This is a genomic window from Arthrobacter sp. A2-55 (genome assembly GCF_025548615.1).
GTDB classification, from domain to species: domain Bacteria; phylum Actinomycetota; class Actinomycetes; order Actinomycetales; family Micrococcaceae; genus Specibacter; species Specibacter silviterrae.
In genome coordinates, this window is record NZ_JAJLOZ010000009.1 from 18,318 (window position 1) to 36,257 (window position 17,940).

17 protein-coding genes are annotated in these 17,940 nt (G+C 65.9%); 11 read left to right on the top strand and 6 right to left on the bottom strand.

The genetic code is table 11. The features are described 5' to 3' along the window. The first annotated feature begins 83 nt into the window (after positions 1 to 83). The 6 genes from LPN03_RS04355 (at position 84) to LPN03_RS04380 (ending at position 8,975) form a co-directional block, all read left to right on the top strand. The gene (locus tag LPN03_RS04355) at positions 84 to 1,328 is read left to right on the top strand and encodes a M20 family metallopeptidase (protein ID WP_262453250.1); all 1,245 of its coding nucleotides are present in this window, start codon (positions 84 to 86) and stop codon (positions 1,326 to 1,328) included. A 16-nt stretch (positions 1,329 to 1,344) separates the two neighbouring features. Beyond that, positions 1,345 to 2,691, top strand: coding sequence for an MFS transporter (locus tag LPN03_RS04360; RefSeq protein WP_262453251.1), 1,347 nt, complete (start codon positions 1,345 to 1,347; stop codon positions 2,689 to 2,691). Positions 2,692 to 2,778: 87 nt separating this feature from the next. Beyond that, on the top strand, positions 2,779 to 3,672 hold the full coding sequence (gene trmB, locus LPN03_RS04365; RefSeq protein WP_262453252.1) for a tRNA (guanosine(46)-N7)-methyltransferase TrmB: 894 nt from the start codon (positions 2,779 to 2,781) through the stop codon (positions 3,670 to 3,672). A 5-nt stretch (positions 3,673 to 3,677) separates the two neighbouring features. Then, positions 3,678 to 4,277: a hypothetical protein gene (locus tag LPN03_RS04370; protein WP_262453253.1), complete on the top strand. Its 600-nt coding sequence runs from the start codon at positions 3,678 to 3,680 to the stop codon at positions 4,275 to 4,277. A gap of 49 nt (positions 4,278 to 4,326) precedes the next feature. Continuing rightward, a complete protein-coding gene (locus tag LPN03_RS04375; RefSeq protein WP_262453254.1) occupies positions 4,327 to 7,824 on the top strand; it encodes a DEAD/DEAH box helicase in 3,498 nt (1,165 codons plus the stop codon). Positions 7,825 to 7,985: 161 nt separating this feature from the next. Continuing rightward, the gene (locus tag LPN03_RS04380) at positions 7,986 to 8,975 is read left to right on the top strand and encodes a hypothetical protein (RefSeq protein ID WP_165181662.1); all 990 of its coding nucleotides are present in this window, start codon (positions 7,986 to 7,988) and stop codon (positions 8,973 to 8,975) included. A 62-nt stretch (positions 8,976 to 9,037) separates the two neighbouring features. On the opposite strand, the gene LPN03_RS04385 is transcribed toward LPN03_RS04380, so the two are convergent. From LPN03_RS04385 to dnaK, 4 genes are all read right to left on the bottom strand, one after another. Further along, positions 9,038 to 9,478 (bottom strand): heat shock protein transcriptional repressor HspR, encoded by a 441-nt coding sequence (locus LPN03_RS04385; RefSeq protein WP_165181663.1) that lies wholly within the window; start codon positions 9,476 to 9,478, stop codon positions 9,038 to 9,040. 68 nt (positions 9,479 to 9,546) lie between these two features. Next, positions 9,547 to 10,527 carry a DnaJ C-terminal domain-containing protein gene (locus tag LPN03_RS04390; RefSeq protein WP_262453255.1) on the bottom strand — a complete coding sequence of 327 codons (981 nt, stop codon included), beginning with the start codon at positions 10,525 to 10,527 and terminating at the stop codon, positions 9,547 to 9,549. Positions 10,528 to 10,622: 95 nt separating this feature from the next. Next, the gene (locus tag LPN03_RS04395; protein ID WP_165181665.1) at positions 10,623 to 11,219 is read right to left on the bottom strand and encodes a nucleotide exchange factor GrpE; all 597 of its coding nucleotides are present in this window, start codon (positions 11,217 to 11,219) and stop codon (positions 10,623 to 10,625) included. A gap of 2 nt (positions 11,220 to 11,221) precedes the next feature. Further along, on the bottom strand, positions 11,222 to 13,090 hold the full coding sequence (dnaK, locus tag LPN03_RS04400) for a molecular chaperone DnaK (protein WP_262453256.1): 1,869 nt from the start codon (positions 13,088 to 13,090) through the stop codon (positions 11,222 to 11,224). Positions 13,091 to 13,351: 261 nt separating this feature from the next. Between dnaK and LPN03_RS04405 the strand changes: the two genes are divergently transcribed. Beyond that, positions 13,352 to 14,176 carry a methyltransferase domain-containing protein gene (locus LPN03_RS04405; protein WP_165181667.1) on the top strand — a complete coding sequence of 275 codons (825 nt, stop codon included), beginning with the start codon at positions 13,352 to 13,354 and terminating at the stop codon, positions 14,174 to 14,176. A gap of 23 nt (positions 14,177 to 14,199) precedes the next feature. Beyond that, on the top strand, positions 14,200 to 14,784 hold the full coding sequence (locus LPN03_RS04410) for a TMEM175 family protein (RefSeq protein WP_165181668.1): 585 nt from the start codon (positions 14,200 to 14,202) through the stop codon (positions 14,782 to 14,784). On the opposite strand, the gene LPN03_RS04415 is transcribed toward LPN03_RS04410, so the two are convergent. Further along, on the bottom strand, positions 14,781 to 15,188 hold the full coding sequence (locus LPN03_RS04415) for an arsenate reductase ArsC (protein ID WP_262453257.1): 408 nt from the start codon (positions 15,186 to 15,188) through the stop codon (positions 14,781 to 14,783). The genes LPN03_RS04410 and LPN03_RS04415 overlap by 4 nt on opposite strands. A gap of 7 nt (positions 15,189 to 15,195) precedes the next feature. Then, complete coding sequence (arsB, locus tag LPN03_RS04420; RefSeq protein ID WP_410468556.1) at positions 15,196 to 16,323, bottom strand: ACR3 family arsenite efflux transporter; 1,128 nt, start codon at positions 16,321 to 16,323, stop codon at positions 15,196 to 15,198. Between the two features lie 50 nt (positions 16,324 to 16,373). On the opposite strand from arsB, the gene LPN03_RS04425 reads away from it, so the two are divergent. From LPN03_RS04425 to LPN03_RS04435, 3 genes are read left to right on the top strand one after another with little or no spacing between them, the layout of a single operon-like run. Then, positions 16,374 to 16,724, top strand: coding sequence for an ArsR/SmtB family transcription factor (locus LPN03_RS04425; protein WP_262453259.1), 351 nt, complete (start codon positions 16,374 to 16,376; stop codon positions 16,722 to 16,724). A gap of 17 nt (positions 16,725 to 16,741) precedes the next feature. Continuing rightward, entirely contained in the window at positions 16,742 to 17,218 is a 477-nt protein-coding gene (locus LPN03_RS04430) for a GNAT family N-acetyltransferase (protein ID WP_262453283.1), read from the top strand. 25 nt (positions 17,219 to 17,243) lie between these two features. Further along, the gene (locus LPN03_RS04435) at positions 17,244 to 17,864 is read left to right on the top strand and encodes a LysE family transporter (protein ID WP_165181671.1); all 621 of its coding nucleotides are present in this window, start codon (positions 17,244 to 17,246) and stop codon (positions 17,862 to 17,864) included. The last annotated feature ends 76 nt before the right edge of the window (positions 17,865 to 17,940 follow it).

The window sequence follows — 17,940 nt, forward strand, 5'->3', positions numbered from 1 at the left end:
TTTGCATAATTTCAGGGATATAGCCAACAGTGACGCACTTCACCACACACTTTTAACCACACCCAATCCTTACAGGAGTTTCCATGTCACTTGCTGCCGCAGACCTCACCGCGGACCTGGTCCGGTTCCGCCACGAGATGCACCAGGATCCCGAGATCGGCCTGGACCTGCCGCGTACCCAGGAACGCGTGCTCACGGCGCTCGACGGCCTCGGCTACGAGATTTCGCTCGGCACCGACACCACCTCGGTCACGGCAGTGCTCCGCGGCGGCGCCCCGTCTTCCACGCCGGACTCCGCGGGCCAAATGCCCGTGGTCCTGCTCCGTGCCGACATGGACGCACTGCCTGTCCAGGAACGCAGCGGTGTCGCCTACACCTCCCGCGTTGACGGCGCCATGCACGCCTGCGGCCACGATCTCCACACGGCCATGCTGACCGGCGCGGCCACCCTCCTGGCGGACCGGCGGGAGCAGCTGGCCGGCGACGTGGTCCTCATGTTCCAGCCCGGCGAGGAAGGGCTCGACGGCGCGTCCGTCATGATCCGCGAGGGCGTCCTGGACGCCGCCGGCCGCCGCGTCGACGCCGCCTTCGGCATGCATGTCTTCTCCGGGCTCGCCCCGCACGGCCAGTTCGTCACCAAGCCCGGCGTCATGATGAGCGCCTCCGACGGCCTGGTGGTGACCGTGCTCGGTGCCGGCGGCCACGGCTCGGCCCCGCACATGGCCAAGGACCCGGTGGCCGTCATCACGGAAATCGTCACCGCGCTCCAGGTCATGGTCACCCGCCAGTTCGACATGTTCGACCCGGTGGTGCTCAGCGTGGGCCTCCTGCAGGCCGGCAGCAAGCGCAACGTCATACCGGAGACCGCCCACTTCGAGGCCACCATCCGCACCTTCTCGGAGGCCTCCCGGGAGAAGATGCGCGTGGCGGCACCCCGGCTGGTCAGGCACATCGCCGCCGCGCACGGCGTGGACGTTGACGTGGACTACCAGACCGAATACCCGGTCAGCATTACCGACACCACCGAGACCGAACACGCCGAGGACATCATCTCCGGCATGTTCAACGCCGAGCGCCTCACCCGGCTGGCCACCCCCATCAGCGGCTCCGAGGACTTCTCCCATGTGATGGCCGCCGTTCCCGGCACCTTCATCGGCCTCGGCGCCGTTGCCCCCGGCACCGACCACACCACCACGGCGTTCAACCACTCCCCTTACGCCACGTTCGACGACGCCGTCCTCACCGACGGCGCCGCCCTCTACGCCGAGCTGGCCACCAGCCGCCTCGCTTCCCTTTCCGCCTCCCAGCCGGCCTTCGCCGCCAACTGACCTTCGAAGGTTTTCCATGAAGACAACAATTCATCCCCAGACCGGCCACGGATCCGTCCCCGGCACGTCGACCAAGCAGCGTCCCGTGTGGCGGACCCTGGTCGGCACCGGCATCGGCAACGCCGTTGAATGGTACGACTGGGCCGTCTACGCCACGTTCACCCCCTTCCTCGCGGGCGCACTGTTCAGCAAGGCCGACAAGACCTCCGCCGTGCTCGCCACCCTCGCCATCTTCGCGGTCGGCTTCGTCGCCCGGCCCTTCGGCGGCTTCCTGTTCGGCTGGATCGGTGACCGCATTGGGCGCAAGTCCTCCATGACGCTCGCCGTCGGACTGGCCTCGGTCGGCAGCCTGCTGATCGCCGTCGCCCCCGGCTACGCCCAGGTGGGCGCCCTGGCGTCGGCAACGCTGCTGGTGGCCCGTCTCCTGCAGGGGCTGGCCCACGGCGGCGAGCTGCCGTCGTCACAGACATACCTGTCCGAGATGGCACCCAAGGAAAAGCGGGGGCTGTGGGCCACCTTGATCTACACCTCCGGCACCGCCGGCATCCTCTTCGGCACGCTGCTGGGCGCCACCATGACGCTGGTCCTGCCCAAGGTGGACATGCAGGCCTGGGGTTGGCGCGTCCCGTTTGCCGTCGGCGCCGCACTGGGCCTGTACGCGCTGTACATGCGCTCCCGGCTGCATGAATCCGAGGTCTTCACCGGCGAGGACGCCAAGGCCAAGCGCGCCCCGATCTGGCCGCAGATTGTCCGCCACCGCAGGCAGGCCCTGCAGGTGATCGGCCTGACCGTCGGCCTGACCGTCGTCTACTACATCTGGGGCGTGGTGGCGCCCAGCCATGCGGCCACCGACCTTGGCATGGACCGGGGCGCAGCCTTGTGGGCCAGCGTCATCGGCAACGTCGTGTTCATCGCCGCCCTGCCGTTCTGGGGGAGGCTGTCGGACCGGATCGGCCGCAAGAAGGTGCTGTTGACAGGCGCCATTGGCTCCGCCGTCCTGCACTTTCCCATGACCTGGCTGCTCAAGGACCAGCCCTGGGAACTGGCCGTGAGCATGTCCGTCATGCTGTTCTTCATCGCGGCCAGCGCCTCCATTGTGCCGGCCGTCTACGCCGAACTGTTTCCCACCAGCATCCGCACGGTGGGCGTGGGCATCCCCTATTCCATCTGCGTGGCCGTCTTCGGGGGCACGGCGCCTTACCTGCAGTCGTGGCTGGGGTCCATCCAGCTGGGCGTCCTGTTCAGCGTCTACGCCGTGGTCCTGCTGCTGGTCAGCGCCGTGTTCATCTTCACCATCCCGGAGACCATGGGCAAGGACCTGGCGGGGGCGGCGGACTTTTCTGTGGGGCAAAACCAGGGCTGAGTTGTGCCCCGGGTGCACTGGGGGCACAACTCAAGTCGAGTTTCGCCCCACAGAAAAGTGCACCAAGCCCCGGTACCCTTAACACTGATGACTGAACACCCAGCCCCAGATTCCCCGCAAGCAGACAAGGCGCCCCGCACGCAGGACGGCACCGCCCGCCCCATCACGCCCGGCAGCCAGGCCGCCCAAGGCACCTACCGTGCGCAGCCGGTCTCTTTTGTCCGCCGCGGGACCCGCCTGCAGGGGCGCCGGCAAAAGGCGTGGGATGACCACTCGGCCACCCTCGCCGTGGACATCCCCCGGCACATTTCGGACACCTCGGTGCACCCGGATTACGTGTTTGACGCGGCAGCCGAGTTTGGCCGGGTGGCGCCCCTGGTGGTGGAGATCGGTTCCGGGCTGGGCGACGCCGTGGTCCATGCCGCCAAGGAAAACCCGGGGAAGGACTTCCTGGCCGTGGAGGTTTACACGCCCGGGCTGGCGCAGACCATCCAAAAAATCGTCTCGGCCGAACTGCGCAATGTGCGCGTGGTCCAGGCCAATGCGCCGGAAGTGCTGGGCACCATGCTGCCTGCCGGTTCGGTAAGCGAGGTGTGGGTGTTTTTCCCGGACCCGTGGCACAAGACAAAGCACAACAAGCGCCGCATGGTGAAGGACACCTTCGCCCCGCTCGTGGCCCGCGTGCTGGCACCAGGCGGCCTGTGGCGCCTGGCCACCGACTGGTCTGGCTATGCCGAGCAGATGCGCGCCGTGGGTGTGGCGTCGCCGGACTTTGACAACATGCACGACGGCGAACGCACCGGTTCCGCCAGCCCGCTCACCCAGGCGCGGCTCACCGGCGTCGACTGCGAACAAAGCGACGAGCCGGACGCCGGTGGCGGCTGGGCTCCCCGCTTTGACGGGCGCATTCTCACCAGCTTTGAAAATAAGGCCCACAAGGCCGGGCGCGTGATCTTCGACCTCACCTTCCGGCGGAAGTAGTCACCGTGGCGGACGCTCCGCGGCCCGAGTTCAAGAGCTGGCACGAAATGCTGGACTGGATGTCCGGGCTGCTGCTGCGCCGGACCGGACACGACGTGCCGTGGTGGCTGGGCGCTGTCCGCAATGCCGGGCTGCCCACCGAGGCAGCCACACGCACGTGGCTGACGGAAAATGGCGTCACCGGTTACGCCCAGAACCCCGTCATGTGGGAGCTGTTCGGCTTTCCGGACTTCTTCCTCAAGGACGCAGCAGAACTGCTGGAAGGCCAATACGCGGACAGATTGCAGCTGCGCCCCATTGCAGACGCCGTGATCGCCCTGGTGCTGGCGTGGGCCGAGGACGGCACCGGCCAGGCCACCGTGCAGCTGCGCAAAACGTACATCTCCCTCCTCACGCCGCGGCGGAAGTTTGCCCAGGTGACCCCCGTCAGCAAGTCAGCCGTGGACATTTTCCTCCGTCTGGACGAACCTGCGGGAGGACTGCTGGAGGCCTCCGCGGCCCGCCCCGACAACGCCTTCAGGCTCAAGATCCGCCTGCGCCAGGCTTCCGAGGTCGGCGCTGAGGTGGCTGACATCCTGCTGCGCGCGTACCGTGCCAACACCTGAGGAATCCAAAAGATGAAAGTGGTGCCCGGCACCGCCTAAGATTGATTGGATGTGGTCCACCGACCGGGCCGCACAAATCCGTAAGGAAGCAAGCTCTGTGACGTATCCCTCTGCCGGTTCGCTCTTGTTGACGCGGATCGCCGAGTTCACTGAAAAGTCCGTCGCCGCCGGACGTGCCTATGCCGAAGAAGGCCGCGTCCAGGACATCACGCTGGAACCGGCCACCGGCCTGCTCTCCGGAAAAGTCATGGGAAAGCAAAGCTACCGCTCCACCGCCAAGCTGGTCCGCGAGCACGACGGCGTGGTGGCGTGCCGGGTGGGCATCTGCAACTGCCCGGTGCGCCAAAATTGCAAGCACGTGGTGGCGCTGATTGCCGCCGCCGAACAGGACCCCAACTTCCAGGAATTCTTTGTCCCCGAGGAAGCCCCCAAGGAACCCACCTATCTGGAGACCCTGCTGGCCAACGCCAAGGGCAGCAAGGGTGCCAAGCCTCCCGCCGCGGGCCCGGCTGGCGGCGACGCGGCCGCCGACTGGGAATCCACCTTGTCCGATTTGCTGCCCCCCGCCGTTGCGGCGCCGTCGGCCGAGCTGCCGGAGCTGGGCCTGCAATTTGAGCTCCAGGTGCCGCCGCCGCGTTTCTCCTACCGGGGCCACGGCGGCAAGGTCCCCTCAGCCCCCATCCTGAATGTGCGCCCCGTGGTCATGGGCGCGCGCGGCAAATGGGTGAAGACGGGCATCAGCTGGAACACCCTGGGCTACCTCAGCTACGGCCGCCAGCACGATCCCGTCCAGCTGGAGTGGCTGAGCGAGTTCCTGTCTTCCCACAGCCCCCGGCAGTACAGCCACAGCAATGCCTCCTCCTGGCTGGCCGTCAACGACTTTGCCGGGCGCAACCTGTGGCAGCTGCTGGCCGACGCCCGCCGGCACGGCATCTCCCTGGTCCAGTCCAGCACGGGGGACCCCGTGCGGATTTCCACGGATGATGCCACCGTGCAGCTCGATGTCACACGCTCCGACACCGGCGGCCTGGACGTGGGCCCGCTCATTGAGGCGGCCGGGGTTCCCATCAGGGAGGCCATTGTCGGCACCATCGGCTCGCCTGTCCACGGGCTGTTTTTCAGCACCGAACCCGACACCTTGGTCAACGTGGGAAGCGGCACCTCCGGGCGCAACGCCGTGGTCCGCGGCACCATCACCCTGGCTCCCCTGGCCCCCAACACCTCCTCCCAGCTGCTGGATTTTGCCCTGCGCAAGGAGCTGGTCCACGTGCCGGCGGAGGGCGAGGAAAAGTTTCTTACCCAGTTCTACCCCCAGCTGAAGCAAACCGCCGCCGTGGTCTCCGCGGACCACTCCGTGGAGCTGCCCGCCTACGTGGAGCCGACGCTGTCGCTGCTGGCCGCCTACGGCGATGACCACACCCTGCGCCTTCATTGGGAATGGCACTACCAGGTGGGCAACCGCGTGAATTCGCGCCCGCTGTGGCCCGAAGCCGGTGAATCCGCCGTGCGGGACGCCGGGGCAGAGGCGCGCATTGTGGAGAGTGTGGGCCAGCCCTGGGAAGACGTGGCGCCCATGGGCGTGGCCGCCAACAATGCGTGGGGGGATCCCCGGCTGGCGGGCTCGGCCGTGCTGACCGGCCTGGACACCATGGTTTTCACGGAGACCGTCATGCCGCGGCTGCGGGAACTGCCCGGCGTGAGCGTGGAGACCAGCGGGGACCCGGCCAGCTACCGCGAGGTGACTGAGGCGCCCATCGTGAAGATCTCCACACATGCCACGGATGAGCGCGACTGGTTTGACCTGGGCATCGTCATCACGGTGGAGGGCCAGTTTGTCTCCTTCGCCGCCGTCTTCTCGGCCCTGGCCGCCGGGCACAGCCGCATGCTGCTGCCCAGCGGAGCCTATTTTTCCCTGGACCGGCCCGAGCTGCACCAGCTGCGCGCGCTCATTGATGAGGCCCGCGGGCTCAATGACAACAAGGACGGCGAGCTGCGCATCAGCCGCTTCCAGGCCGGCCTCTGGGACGAGCTGGCCCAGCTGGGCATTGTGGATGAGCAGGCGGAGGCCTGGCGGAAGTCCGTCAGCGGACTGCTCGACGGCGGCCCCCTGGTCCCGCTGCCCACTCCCCCGTCGCTGAACGCGACACTGCGCCCCTACCAGCTGGACGGCTTCAACTGGCTCAACTTCCTGCACAGCCACGGCCTGGGCGGCGTGCTCGCCGATGACATGGGCCTGGGCAAGACGGTGCAGACGCTGGCGCTTATTGCCCAGGTCAAGGCCTCCGCCAGCCCGGACGACGGCGGCCACAAGCCGTTCCTGGTGGTGGCACCCACGTCCGTGGTGGGCAACTGGACCAGTGAAAGCATGAAGTTTGCGCCGGGCCTGAAAGTGGTCTCGGTGGGGGAAACGTTCGCCAAGAGCGGGCTGGATTCCGCGTCCTTCTTCGCCGGTGCCGACATTGTCATCACCTCCTATGCGCTGTTCCGGATCGACTTTGCCGAATACGGCATGCAGCCCTTTGCCGGGCTGATCCTGGACGAGGCCCAGTTCGTCAAGAACCACCAGTCCAAGGCGTACCAGTGCGCCCGCAAGCTGAAGGCGCCGTTCAAGCTGGCCGTGACGGGAACGCCGCTGGAAAACAACCTGATGGAACTGTGGACGCTGCTGTCCATCGTCGCCCCGGGCCTGTTTCCCAGCCCCAAGCGCTTTGCCGAGTTCTACCAGCGGCCCATTGAAAAGAACGGCAATTCCGAGCTGCTGGCCAAGCTGCGCTCACGCGTGAAGCCGTTGATGCTCCGGCGCACCAAGGAACAAGTCATCAAGGACCTGCCGGCCAAGCAGGAACAAATCCTGGAAGTGGAGCTGAACCCGCGCCACCAAAAGGTCTACCAAACCCACCTGCAGCGTGAGCGGGCCAAGATCCTGGGCCTGCTGGAGGACGTCAACAAGCACCGCTTCACCATCTTCCAGTCCCTGACCCTGCTGCGCCAGCTCAGCCTGGACGTCTCCCTCGTGGACGAAGGCCTGGCCGGCGTCCGTTCATCAAAGCTTGACGTCCTGTTTGAGCAGCTCGAGGACGTGGTGAAGGAGGGCCACCGGGCGCTGATCTTCAGCCAGTTCACCGGTTTCCTGGGCAAGGTTCGCGACAGGCTCAAGGCGGAGGACATTCCGTTCACCTACCTGGACGGGTCCACCCGCAACCGCGCCGACGTCGTCAATGAATTCAAGAACGGGACGGCCCCGCTGTTCCTGATCAGCCTCAAGGCGGGCGGGTTCGGCCTGAACCTGACCGAAGCAGACTATGTGTTCATCCTGGACCCCTGGTGGAACCCGGCGTCGGAGGCCCAGGCCGTGGACCGCACGCACCGCATCGGGCAAAAGAAGAACGTCATGGTGTACCGACTGGTGGCCAAGGACACCATCGAGGAAAAGGTCATGGCGCTGAAGGCCAAGAAGTCGCAGCTGTTCTCCGACGTGATGAGCGGGGACTCCCTGGCCGGCGGCGCGCTGACAGCCTCGGACCTGGCAGGCCTGTTCCGCGATTAGCGGGGCCAGCCCGGCGACGGCGTGCCATGCTGTCCGGGGCGGGTGAAATTTCACACGCCGTGGACAGTTTGGCACGCCGCCAGTTTTGCCCGCGGGCGGACTTATCCACAATCCGGCCGGAGGCTGTTGAAGTCACCACCTGGCGGGGCAAGGCTGGGGACATGGAAAAGTCGGAATTGGCCGAAAAAATTACCCGGGACTGGCCCGCCCGAGGCGAAATCGCCACCACGGCGGAGCTGGGCCGGGTGGGCCTGAGCCCACGGCTGTTGGCGTCGGCCGTCAGGCATTCGCTCCTGTTCCGGATCCGACACGGGGCGTACGTCAGAATGGGTGTCTGGCAGGAGAAATACCCGTCGGAAAAGGTCATGTTGCGCGTCACGGCCCATTTTCATGCCACCCATGGGCGCGCGCTCTACAGCCATGCCAGCGCGGCCAGGCTGCTGGGACTGTCCCTCTGGAACGTCGGGCCGGGCGTGCACATTACAACGCCGTCATCCGTCTCGGCAAAAAGTACTGTGCCGGGCGTCAAGGTGCACCGACGGCAATTGCCGGATTCAGCGCAAACCCGGATCAGCCACCACACGCTCGGTCCGGTCAGGACCACCACCTTGGAACAGACCATCGTTGACTGCGCCCGGACCGAGCCATTTGTCACGGCGGTCATTATCGGCGACTCCGGCCTGCACCGGGGAGCCAGCCTGGCCGTGATGCTTGAACTGCTCGACGCCATTCGCGGGCGGCGCGGGGTCCGGGCCGCCCGGAAAGTGCTGGCAGCCTTGGACAAAGGTTCCGAGTCCGCGGGAGAGACCCGGCTGCGGCTGATGGTCGCCGACATGGACATTCTGCAGCCCGAATACCAGGTCCACGTGCAGGCTGCGGGCAATAATTACCGGGTTGACGGCGCCTGGCGGGACATCAAGCTGGCCTTGGAATTCGATGGAAAGACCAAATACTTTGCCTTCCGGCCCACCAACGAGGCCCTCTACGAGGAGCGCCAACGCGAACGCGAGCTCATGGAGGACGGTTGGAGCTTTATCCGGGTGGAGTGGAAGGACCTGGCCGACGCCGAGTTGCTGCGCCGCCGAATCATGGCGGCCATGCTGAACGCGCGGAAGCGATTGGCCGCCGTACAGAGGGACGACCTCTGGTGACGGCGTGCCATGCTGTCCGGGGCGGGTGAAATTTCACACGCCGCCGGCAGTTTGGCACGCCGTCAGCGCTGCGGACGCCAGATGACGACGGCCTGGCTGCGGGCGCGCGGGCGCTGGCCGCGGGCCAGTGCCACAATGTCGTCGCCGGCCAGGCCCGCGGCAAACACGCGGCTGTTGGGGCGCGGCGGGCGCGACTCCATCTCCGCCGTGACGGATTCCAGCTGCTCGCCCAGTTCACGCACCTTGGCGCGGAGGGCCTCCACCTGGTTCTCCAGCTGCATGATCCGCCGGATGCCTTCCAGGGAAACGCCCTCATGGGAAAGCCGCTGGACCTCGCGGAGCATGTCGACGTCGTGCTGTGAATATCGGCGCGAGCGTCCGGGGGCCCGGTTCGGCTTCACAATGCCCAGGCGGTCGTACTGGCGCAGGGTTTGCGGGTGCATCTCCGCCAGCTCCGCCGCCACGGAGATCACAAAGATGGGTGCGTGGGGGTCGACAATCATCGTGATCTCCTCTCTTCGCTGGTTGAGCCTGTCGAAACCCGGTGGTTGAGCCTGTCGAAACCCGGTGGTTAGAGCTTGGCCTTGTCGCGCAGCGTGGCCCGGGGGTCGCCGTCGGCCGTGGCTGCAGCGAACGCCTTGACGGCCTCCTCGGCATCCTTGCTGAGTTTCTGCGGGACGGAAACATCGATCGTCACGAGCAGGTCGCCGTCGCCCTTCTTCGTCTTGACGCCGGCACCCTTGACCCGGAGGGTCCGCCCGCTGGGCGTTCCGGCCGGGACGCGCACCCTGACGGTGTCGCCGGTGAGCGTGGGGACGCTGATGTCCGCGCCCAGGGCAGCCTCGGGAAATGTTACGGGCACGTGGATGCGAATGTTGTCGCCGTCGCGCATGAAAAAGTCGTGTGGCTTGACGTTGACGGTGACCACCAGGTCCCCCGGGCCCGCGGCGCCTGACTGGCCCTTGCCCTTGACCCTGACCTTTTGGCCGTCCTTGATGCCGGCGGGAATGCGCACGTCAATGGTGTCGCCGCTGGGTTCACGGAAGGCGATCTTGGTGCCGTTGATGGAGCCGCCGAAGGAAATGCTGGTCGACGCCGACCTGTCGGCACCCTTGGTGGGCGCGGGCTGGTAGCCGCCGCCGAAGCCGCCACCGCCAAAGAGGTCGGCAAATTCGGGCGGGAGTCCTGAACCGTTGAAGCCGGGCGTGCCGCGCCGGGCACCGCCCCGTCCACCGCCAAAGAGGTCGCCAAACACGTCCTCAAAGCCTGTGGGACCACCCTGCCCGCCTGCCCCGCCGGCGCTGAAGCGGGCTCCGCCGCCCATGGCACGGATGGCGTCGTACTGTTCGCGGTCTTCCTTGTTGGACAGCACCGAGTATGCCTCGGAAATGTCCTTGAACGTCTTTTCCGCCTTGGCATCACCGGCATTGGTGTCGGGGTGGTACTTGCGTGCCAGCTTCCGGTATGACTTCTTGATGTCGGCGTCCGACGCATCTTTGGACACCCCAAGGATCTTGTAAAAGTCCTTCTCTGCCCAATCTTGACTTGCCAAGACGCCTCCTTCTCTAAAAAAATTATAGTGAAATGCGGTGGTTGAGCTTGCCGAAACGCGAAGGTTTCGACAAGCTCAACCACCGATTCGAGTTGCTATTCCGGTACGGCCACAATCACCTGCGCGGCGCGCAGCACGCGCTCACCGGACTTGTAGCCGTTGCGCAGCACCTGGCTGACCGTGTCAACCTCGACGTCCGCCGACGGCTGCTGGATCAGGGCCTCGTGCACGGTTGGATCGAAAGGCACGCCGGTGGCGTCAATCTTCTCCAGGCCGTACGTTCCCAGCGCTGTTTCCAGCTTGGTGGCAATGGCCGCAAACGGCCCGTCGACGATGTCGCCATGGGCACGCCCGGCGTCGACGTCGTCCAGGACAGGCAGCAGCGAGTTCAGCACGCCGATGACGGCCATCTGGCCGGCAACCGCACGGTCGCGCTCAACGCGCTTGCGGTAGTTGACGTACTCCGCCTGGAGCCGAAGAAGATCGTTCTTCAGCTCCGCGGCGTCCTCGCCCGCTCCCTTGGCCACGGATTCCTCCGCGGGCACCTCAACACCGTTGAGAATGTCCTCCGCCTGGGAGAGGGCGTCGCCCTGGGTCTCGACAGGCTCGGCCACCGGGTTCCCAGGAGTCTCGACGGGCTCGACCGCCGGGTCCACCGGCTTGCCCTCTTCGGGGTTTACGGATTCAGACATGTCTACTTCTTCTCGTCTGCGTCTTCGTCGATGATCTCGGCGTCAACGATGTCCTCGTCAGCACCGGCCCCGGACGGAGCACCCTCGGAGGCGCCGGCGTCGGACGCGGCACCCTCGGCGGAAGCCGCGGCGTAGATGGCCTCGCCCAGCTTGGACTGCGAAGCCTGCAGCTTCTCAAACGCGGCCTTCACGGCTGCGTCGTCGTCGCCGGCCAGGGCCGTCTTCAGCTCGGTGACATCGGCCTTGACCGTGTTCTTGACGTCCTCGGGCAGCTTGTCGTCGTTGTCGGCGAGCACCTTGTCCACGGAGTAGTGCAGTTGCTCGGCGGAGTTGCGCAGGTCCGCTGCCTCGCGGCGGGCCTTGTCCTCTGCTGCGTGCTCTTCGGCCTCGTGCACCATGCGCTCGATGTCATCCTTGGACAGTGCGGTGCCGCCCGTGATGGTCATGGACTGCTCGGTGCCGGTGCCCTTGTCCTTGGCGGAAACGTGGACGATGCCGTTCGCGTCGATGTCGAAGGTCACCTCAACCTGCGGGACGCCGCGCGGGGCCGGCGCGATGCCGGTCAGCTCGAACGTGCCCAGCGGCTTGTTGTCGCGGGTGAACTGGCGCTCGCCCTGGAAGACCTGGATGGCCACGGACGGCTGGTTGTCGTCAGCGGTGGTGAAGGTCTCCGAACGCTTCGTCGGGATGGCTGTGTTGCGCTCGATTAGGTTGGTCATGACACCGCCCTTGGTCTCGATGCCCAGGGACAGCGGGGTGACGTCGATCAGGAGAACGTCCTTGCGCTCGCCCTTCAGGACACCTGCCTGCAGTGCGGCACCAACGGCCACCACCTCATCCGGGTTGACGCCCTTGTTGGGCTCCTTGCCGCCGGCCAGTTCCTTGACCAGTTCGACGACGGCGGGCATGCGGGTGGAACCGCCCACGAGCACGATGTGGTCGATGTCGGAAACCTTGATGTTGGCTTCCTTGATGACGTCATTGAACGGCTTCTTGGTGCGCTCGAGCAGGTCCTTGGTCAGGTCCTGGAGCTTGGCACGGGTCAGCTGCTCGTCCAGGTGCACCGGACCATCGGGGGTGACGGAGAGGTACTGCAGGGAGATGTTGGTGGAGGTCGAGGAGGAGAGTTCCTTCTTGGCCTGCTCGGCAGCTTCCTTGAGGCGCTGGAGGGCGATCTTGTCCTTGGACAGGTCGATGCCCTTGACCTTGAGCTGGTTCAGCAGGTACTCAACAACGCGCTGGTCCCAGTCGTCGCCGCCGAGGCGGTTGTCGCCGTAGGTGGCGCGCACCTGGATGGTGGAGAAGTCGTCTTCATCCTTGCCCACTTCGAGCAGGGAGACGTCAAACGTTCCGCCGCCGAGGTCGAAGACCAGGATGAGCTCGTCTTCCTTGCCCTTGTCCAGGCCGTAGGCCAGGGCGGCCGCAGTGGGCTCGTTGACAATGCGGAGCACGTTCAGGCCGGCAATTTCACCGGCTTCCTTGGTGGCCTGGCGCTGGGCGTCGTTGAAGTAGGCCGGGACGGTGACCACGGCGTCGGTGACCTTCTCGCCCAGGTAGGCTTCGGCGTCGTTCTTGAGCTTCATCAGGATGCGGGCGGAGATTTCCTGCGCGGTGTACTTCTTGTCGTCGATCGCAACGGTCCAGTCGGTGCCCATGTGGCGCTTGACGGAGGCGATGGTGCGGTCGATGTTGTTGACGGCCTGGCGCTTGGCGATTTCGCCGACCAGGACTTCGCCGCTCTTGGAGAAGGCAACAACGGACGGGGTGGTGCGGCCGCCTTCTGCGTTGGCGATGACGGTGGGCTCGCCGCCTTCCAGCACGGAGACGACAGAGTTGGTGGTTCCGAGGTCAATACCTACGGCACGTGACATAAGTGGTTCCTTTCAGGGGCCGCTGCGTGAACAAGTCCGCGGCCGGGATGGCTGCGGGTTCGCTCAACCAGCGGGTATTGAGCGTTCTGGACTCAACTTTACTCAGGCTCGTTTCCATGTCAAATGAAGTTGAGCGTAGTTGGCTCAACTTTCACTGTGGGCGTACATGCCCGACGCCGGAGGGCCGGGTTCAGGGTGCGCTCCACGCCAAGGTGTGGGCAGGCGTGGCGCCCAGCTCCGGCCGGGCATACACTCCCATTTATGAACGCGGCAAACAGCTCAGGGTCCGGGGATGTCTATACGCACGGCCACCACGAAAGCGTGCTGCGCTCGCACGTTTCGCGGACCGCCGCCAATTCCGCGGCGTATCTCATTCCACACCTCACACACGGACTCCGCGTGCTGGACGTGGGGTCCGGGCCGGGCACCATCACGGCCGACTTTGCGCGGCTGGTGGCACCCGGCGAGGTGCTGGGACTGGACCGCTCCCCGGAGGTGGTTGCTGCGGCCACCGCATTGGCCGCCGACCAGCACCTCCGCAACCTCAGCTTCGACACGGGCGACATCTACGAGCTGGACTTCCCCGACGAATCATTTGACGTGGTCCACGCCCACCAGGTTCTCCAACACCTGACCGACCCGGTCGCGGCGCTGCGTGAAATGCGGCGCGTGGCCAGGCCCGGCGGCATTGTGGCCGTGCGCGACGCCGACTTTCACGGCATGTCCTGGTACCCAGAACTGCCCGAGCTCGACGAATGGATGGACCTCTACCAGCAGGTGGCACGGCACAACAATGCCGAGCCCGACGCCGGACGCCGCCTAGTCCACTGGGCGCAGGCTGCAGGCTTCACGGACGTGTCGCCGTCGTCGGCCAATTGGCTGTACGCCACCGAGGAGCAGCGCCTCTGGCACGCCGGCGTGTGGGCGGACCGGGTGGTGAAGTCCGCCTTTGCCGAGCAGGCCGTGGGCTACGGGCTGGCGGATGCAGCGGCGCTGGAGAGGATTTCGGCGGGCTGGCGGGCCTGGGGCGCCAGCCCGGACGGCTGGTTTGTGATGCCCAACGGGGAGATCATTGCCCGGGCCTGACACTGCCACACTGGGAGGGACTTGTGGACAAGAACCGGCTTGAGGCGCTCAGCGACGGCGTCCTGGCGATCATCATCACCATCATGGTGCTGGAGTTCAAGACGCCGGCGACGGCGGACTGGTCCGGCCTGGCGAGCATCCTTCCGACGCTGCTGAGCTACTTGCTGAGCTTCGTCTACATCGGCATCTACTGGAACAACCACCACCACATGATCAAGCTGGCCAATGAGGTGACGGGCGGCATCCTGTGGGCCAACCTGCACCTGCTGTTTTGGCTGTCCCTGGTGCCGTTCATGACCCGCTGGATGGACGAGTCCGGCTTCGCGACCGTCCCGGTCTTCATTTACGGGGCGAACCTGATGCTGGCCGCCATTGCCTACGCCATCCTGCAGGCAGGATTCATCCGTCAGCAGGGCCCGGGCGGCAGGCTGGCGAGGGCGATCGGGAAAAACGTCAAGGCGCGCGTCTCCCCCGCCATCTATATAGCAGGTTGCGCGCTGACCTTTGCCTCCCCCGTGTTCGGGCTGGCGGCCTATGCCGTGGTGGCGGCCATCTGGCTGGTGCCGGACCGCGGCATGGAGCGCGTGTTGCGCGCAGGCGGGGCTTAGGCCAGCAGCTCCGCCACCAGCGCCTGGATGCGGGACTTGATGTCGTCGCGGATGGGCCGGACGGCGGCCACGCCCTGCCCGGCCGGGTCCTCAAGTTCCCAGTCCTCGTAGCGTTTGCCGGGGAAGATCGGGCAGGTGTCGCCGCAGCCCATGGTGATGACCACGTCGGACTCCCGCACGGCGTCTGTGGTGAGCACCTTGGGGATCTCGGCGGACATGTCGATCCCGTCTTCCGCCATGGCGGCCACGGCGGCCGGATTGACCGAATCCGCCGGTTCGGAGCCGGCGGACCGGACCTCGATGGCGCCGCCGGAGAGGGCGGTGAGGTAGGCGGCCGCCATCTGCGAGCGGCCGGCGTTGTGCACGCAGACAAACAAGACGGATGGCTTCTTCATGGTGTCCATTGTTCTCCTAAGCGGTGAAATAGCGTTTGCGGGCCCACAGGGCGGCGTAGACCAGGGCGAGGAGGGCGGGCACTTCAATCAGCGGGCCGACCACGCCCGCCAACGCCTGCCCGCTTGCCACCCCGAAAGTACCGATCGCCACGGCGATGGCGAGTTCAAAGTTGTTTCCGGCGGCCGTGAAGGCCAGCGTGGTGGTTTTGGCGTACCCCAGCTTCAGGACTTTGCCGGCCAGCATGCCGGCCCCGAACACAACGGCGAAGTAGACCAGCAGCGGCAAGGCGATCCGCGCCACGTCGAGAGGCCGGGACGTGATGGTGCTTCCCTGGAGCGCGAACAGCAAAGTGATGGTGAAGAGCAGTCCATACAGCGCCCACGGGCCAAGCTTGGGCAGGAATGTCCCTTCATACCAGTCGCGCCCCCTCGTCTTTTCGCCCAGCGTGCGGGTGAGGAACCCCGCCACGAGCGGAATGCCAAGGAACACCAGCACCGAGGCTGTGATGGACCAGAAGGAGAAGTTCGCAGCCTCCCCTGGAAGGCCCAGCCAACCGGGAAGGATCTGCAGGTAGAACCACCCCAAGGCCCCGAAAGCAGCCACCTGGAAGGCGGAATTGATTAGAACCAGCACGGCGGCGGCTTCCCGGTCGCCGCAGGCCAGGTCGTTCCAAATCATGACCATGGCAATGCAGCGGGCCAGGCCCACAATGATCAGCCCCGTTCGGTACTCCGGAAGGTCCGGGAGGAAGATCCAGGCCAGGGCGAACATGAAGGCCGGCGCCAGCAGCCAGTTCATCACCAGCGAGGTTCCGAGCAGCTTGCGGTCCGCCACAACGCGCCCCGTCTCGCCATAGCGCACCTTGGCCAGCACGGGGTACATCATGACAAGGAGTCCCACAGTGATCGGCAGCGATATTGAGCCAATTTTCACCGCATCCAGCGCCGTGTCCAGCCCGGGGACAAGCCGCCCCAGCATCAGGCCTGCGGCCATGGCCGCAATGATCCACACCGGCAGGAAGCGGTCCAACAGCGAAAGTTTGCCGGCGACGGCGGCCCCTGTGGAAGGCGCTCGGGTGGCGGTTTGCGTGTCCACGGGGCTCCTGGCGGCATCACGAGGGTAGATTGACAGTTGTCGATACATAGTATCGACCCCTATATCGACAACTGTCAATCCATGGGGATAATGGATGCATGGAGACTTTGCCGCTGCTTGCCCCCGCCGCCGAATCGGACTGCTGTGCACCCAGCGGCCGCGCGGCTCTCAGCCCCTCGGAAGCGCAGGCAAGGGCGCGGATCCTGAAGGCACTGTCGGATCCCAACAGGCTGCGCCTGCTCTCCATTGTGAAGGCCGGCGACGGCGGCGAAGCGTGCGTCTGCGACCTCACGGAACCCCTGGACCTGGGCCAGCCGACCGTCTCGCACCACCTGAAGATCCTGGTGGACGCCGGGCTGCTCCACCGCGAAAAGCGGGGCACCTGGGCGTACTACTCACTGGTCCCCGGCGCGCTCGAGGCTGCATCGGAAAGCATCACGGCCCTGTGAGCACAGCGGTCCGGGAGATGGCGGCGGACCACTGGCCCGCCGTCGAACGTATATATGCGGCGGGAATTGCCGGCGGCAATGCCACGTTTGCCGAGGCACCGCCGTCCCGGGAGGACTTTTTTACGGCCAAAATCCCGGGGCTGGGGCTGGTTGCCGTCAGTGACGCGGGCACGGTTCTAGGCTGGGCGGCGGCAACCCCCACGTCGTCGCGGGAGGTATACCGGGGCGTTGTTGAGCACTCCGTATATGTGGATCCCTCGGCGGCCGGCCGGGGAGTAGGCCTGGCACTGCTGCATGCCCTGGCCGACCGTGCCCGGGAATTGGGAATGTGGACCATCCAGTCGTCCATCCTGGCGGAGAATGCGGCCAGCCTGGCACTGCACGAAAAGGCCGGCTTCCGGCAGGTTGGGCGGCGCGAGCGCATTGGCTTCATGACGTACGGCCTGCATGCCGGGACGTGGCGGGACACGATCCTGATGGAACTGCGGCTGTAAGGGCCCCACACCGTAAGCTTGGCTGGTGCAATTCTCCTTGTGGCTGGCCCTTGCCGGCGCCGGCGCCATGATCAGCCTGACCCCGGGCGCGGGCGCCATCAACACCATGTCCAACGCCCTCACCTCGGGCTTCCGGCGTTCCTTCTGGGGCATCCTGGGCCAGCAGCTTGCCCTGGTCATCCACGTCATCATTGTGGCCGCCGGCGTGGGCATCCTGGTCTCCAGCTCCCCCTTCCTCTTTGCCCTGGTCCGCTACGTTGGCGCCGCGTACCTGGTGTACCTGGGCATCCGCAAGCTGCTCGCGAAGGCGGAGGAGGCCGACGACGGCGCCGCACCGGCCGCCGTCGAGCCCGGCCTGTCCATGTTCCGGCGCGGGCTGTGGGTGAACCTGCTCAACCCCAAGGCGATTGTGTTTTTCCTGGCGTTCATGCCGCAGTTCATCCGGCCGGAACAGCCCCTGGCACCGCAGTACATCATCCTGACGGCCACCGTGGTGGGGATCGACATCATTGTCATGTGGTTTGTGTTTGCCGCGGGCGCCAAGCAGCTTAAGCACCTGACCACCAGCGAGCGCGGCCAGCTGATCCTGAACCGGATTTTCGGCATCCTGTTCATCGGCGTGGGCATCCTGCTGGCGCTGATCTAGGCATCATGGGAACCTCTCCCCATTGGCGCCGGCGCGCTGACGTGGTTGGGTGGAAGCCGAGACAAAACACGGACTT

Coding starts and splice junctions, on each gene's coding strand:
- LPN03_RS04355 (WP_262453250.1), top strand. CDS start 84: ATGTCACTTGCTGCCGCAGACCTCACCGCGGACCTGGTCCGGTTCCGC.
- LPN03_RS04360 (WP_262453251.1), top strand. CDS start 1,345: ATGAAGACAACAATTCATCCCCAGACCGGCCACGGATCCGTCCCCGGC.
- trmB (WP_262453252.1), top strand. CDS start 2,779: ATGACTGAACACCCAGCCCCAGATTCCCCGCAAGCAGACAAGGCGCCC.
- LPN03_RS04375 (WP_262453254.1), top strand. CDS start 4,327: ATGTGGTCCACCGACCGGGCCGCACAAATCCGTAAGGAAGCAAGCTCT.
- LPN03_RS04380 (WP_165181662.1), top strand. CDS start 7,986: ATGGAAAAGTCGGAATTGGCCGAAAAAATTACCCGGGACTGGCCCGCC.
- LPN03_RS04385 (WP_165181663.1), bottom strand. CDS start 9,478: ATGATTGTCGACCCCCACGCACCCATCTTTGTGATCTCCGTGGCGGCG.
- LPN03_RS04395 (WP_165181665.1), bottom strand. CDS start 11,219: ATGTCTGAATCCGTAAACCCCGAAGAGGGCAAGCCGGTGGACCCGGCG.
- dnaK (WP_262453256.1), bottom strand. CDS start 13,090: ATGTCACGTGCCGTAGGTATTGACCTCGGAACCACCAACTCTGTCGTC.
- LPN03_RS04405 (WP_165181667.1), top strand. CDS start 13,352: ATGAACGCGGCAAACAGCTCAGGGTCCGGGGATGTCTATACGCACGGC.
- LPN03_RS04415 (WP_262453257.1), bottom strand. CDS start 15,188: ATGGACACCATGAAGAAGCCATCCGTCTTGTTTGTCTGCGTGCACAAC.
- arsB (WP_410468556.1), bottom strand. CDS start 16,323: ATGTATCGACAACTGTCAATCTACCCTCGTGATGCCGCCAGGAGCCCC.
- LPN03_RS04425 (WP_262453259.1), top strand. CDS start 16,374: ATGGAGACTTTGCCGCTGCTTGCCCCCGCCGCCGAATCGGACTGCTGT.
- LPN03_RS04430 (WP_262453283.1), top strand. CDS start 16,742: ATGGCGGCGGACCACTGGCCCGCCGTCGAACGTATATATGCGGCGGGA.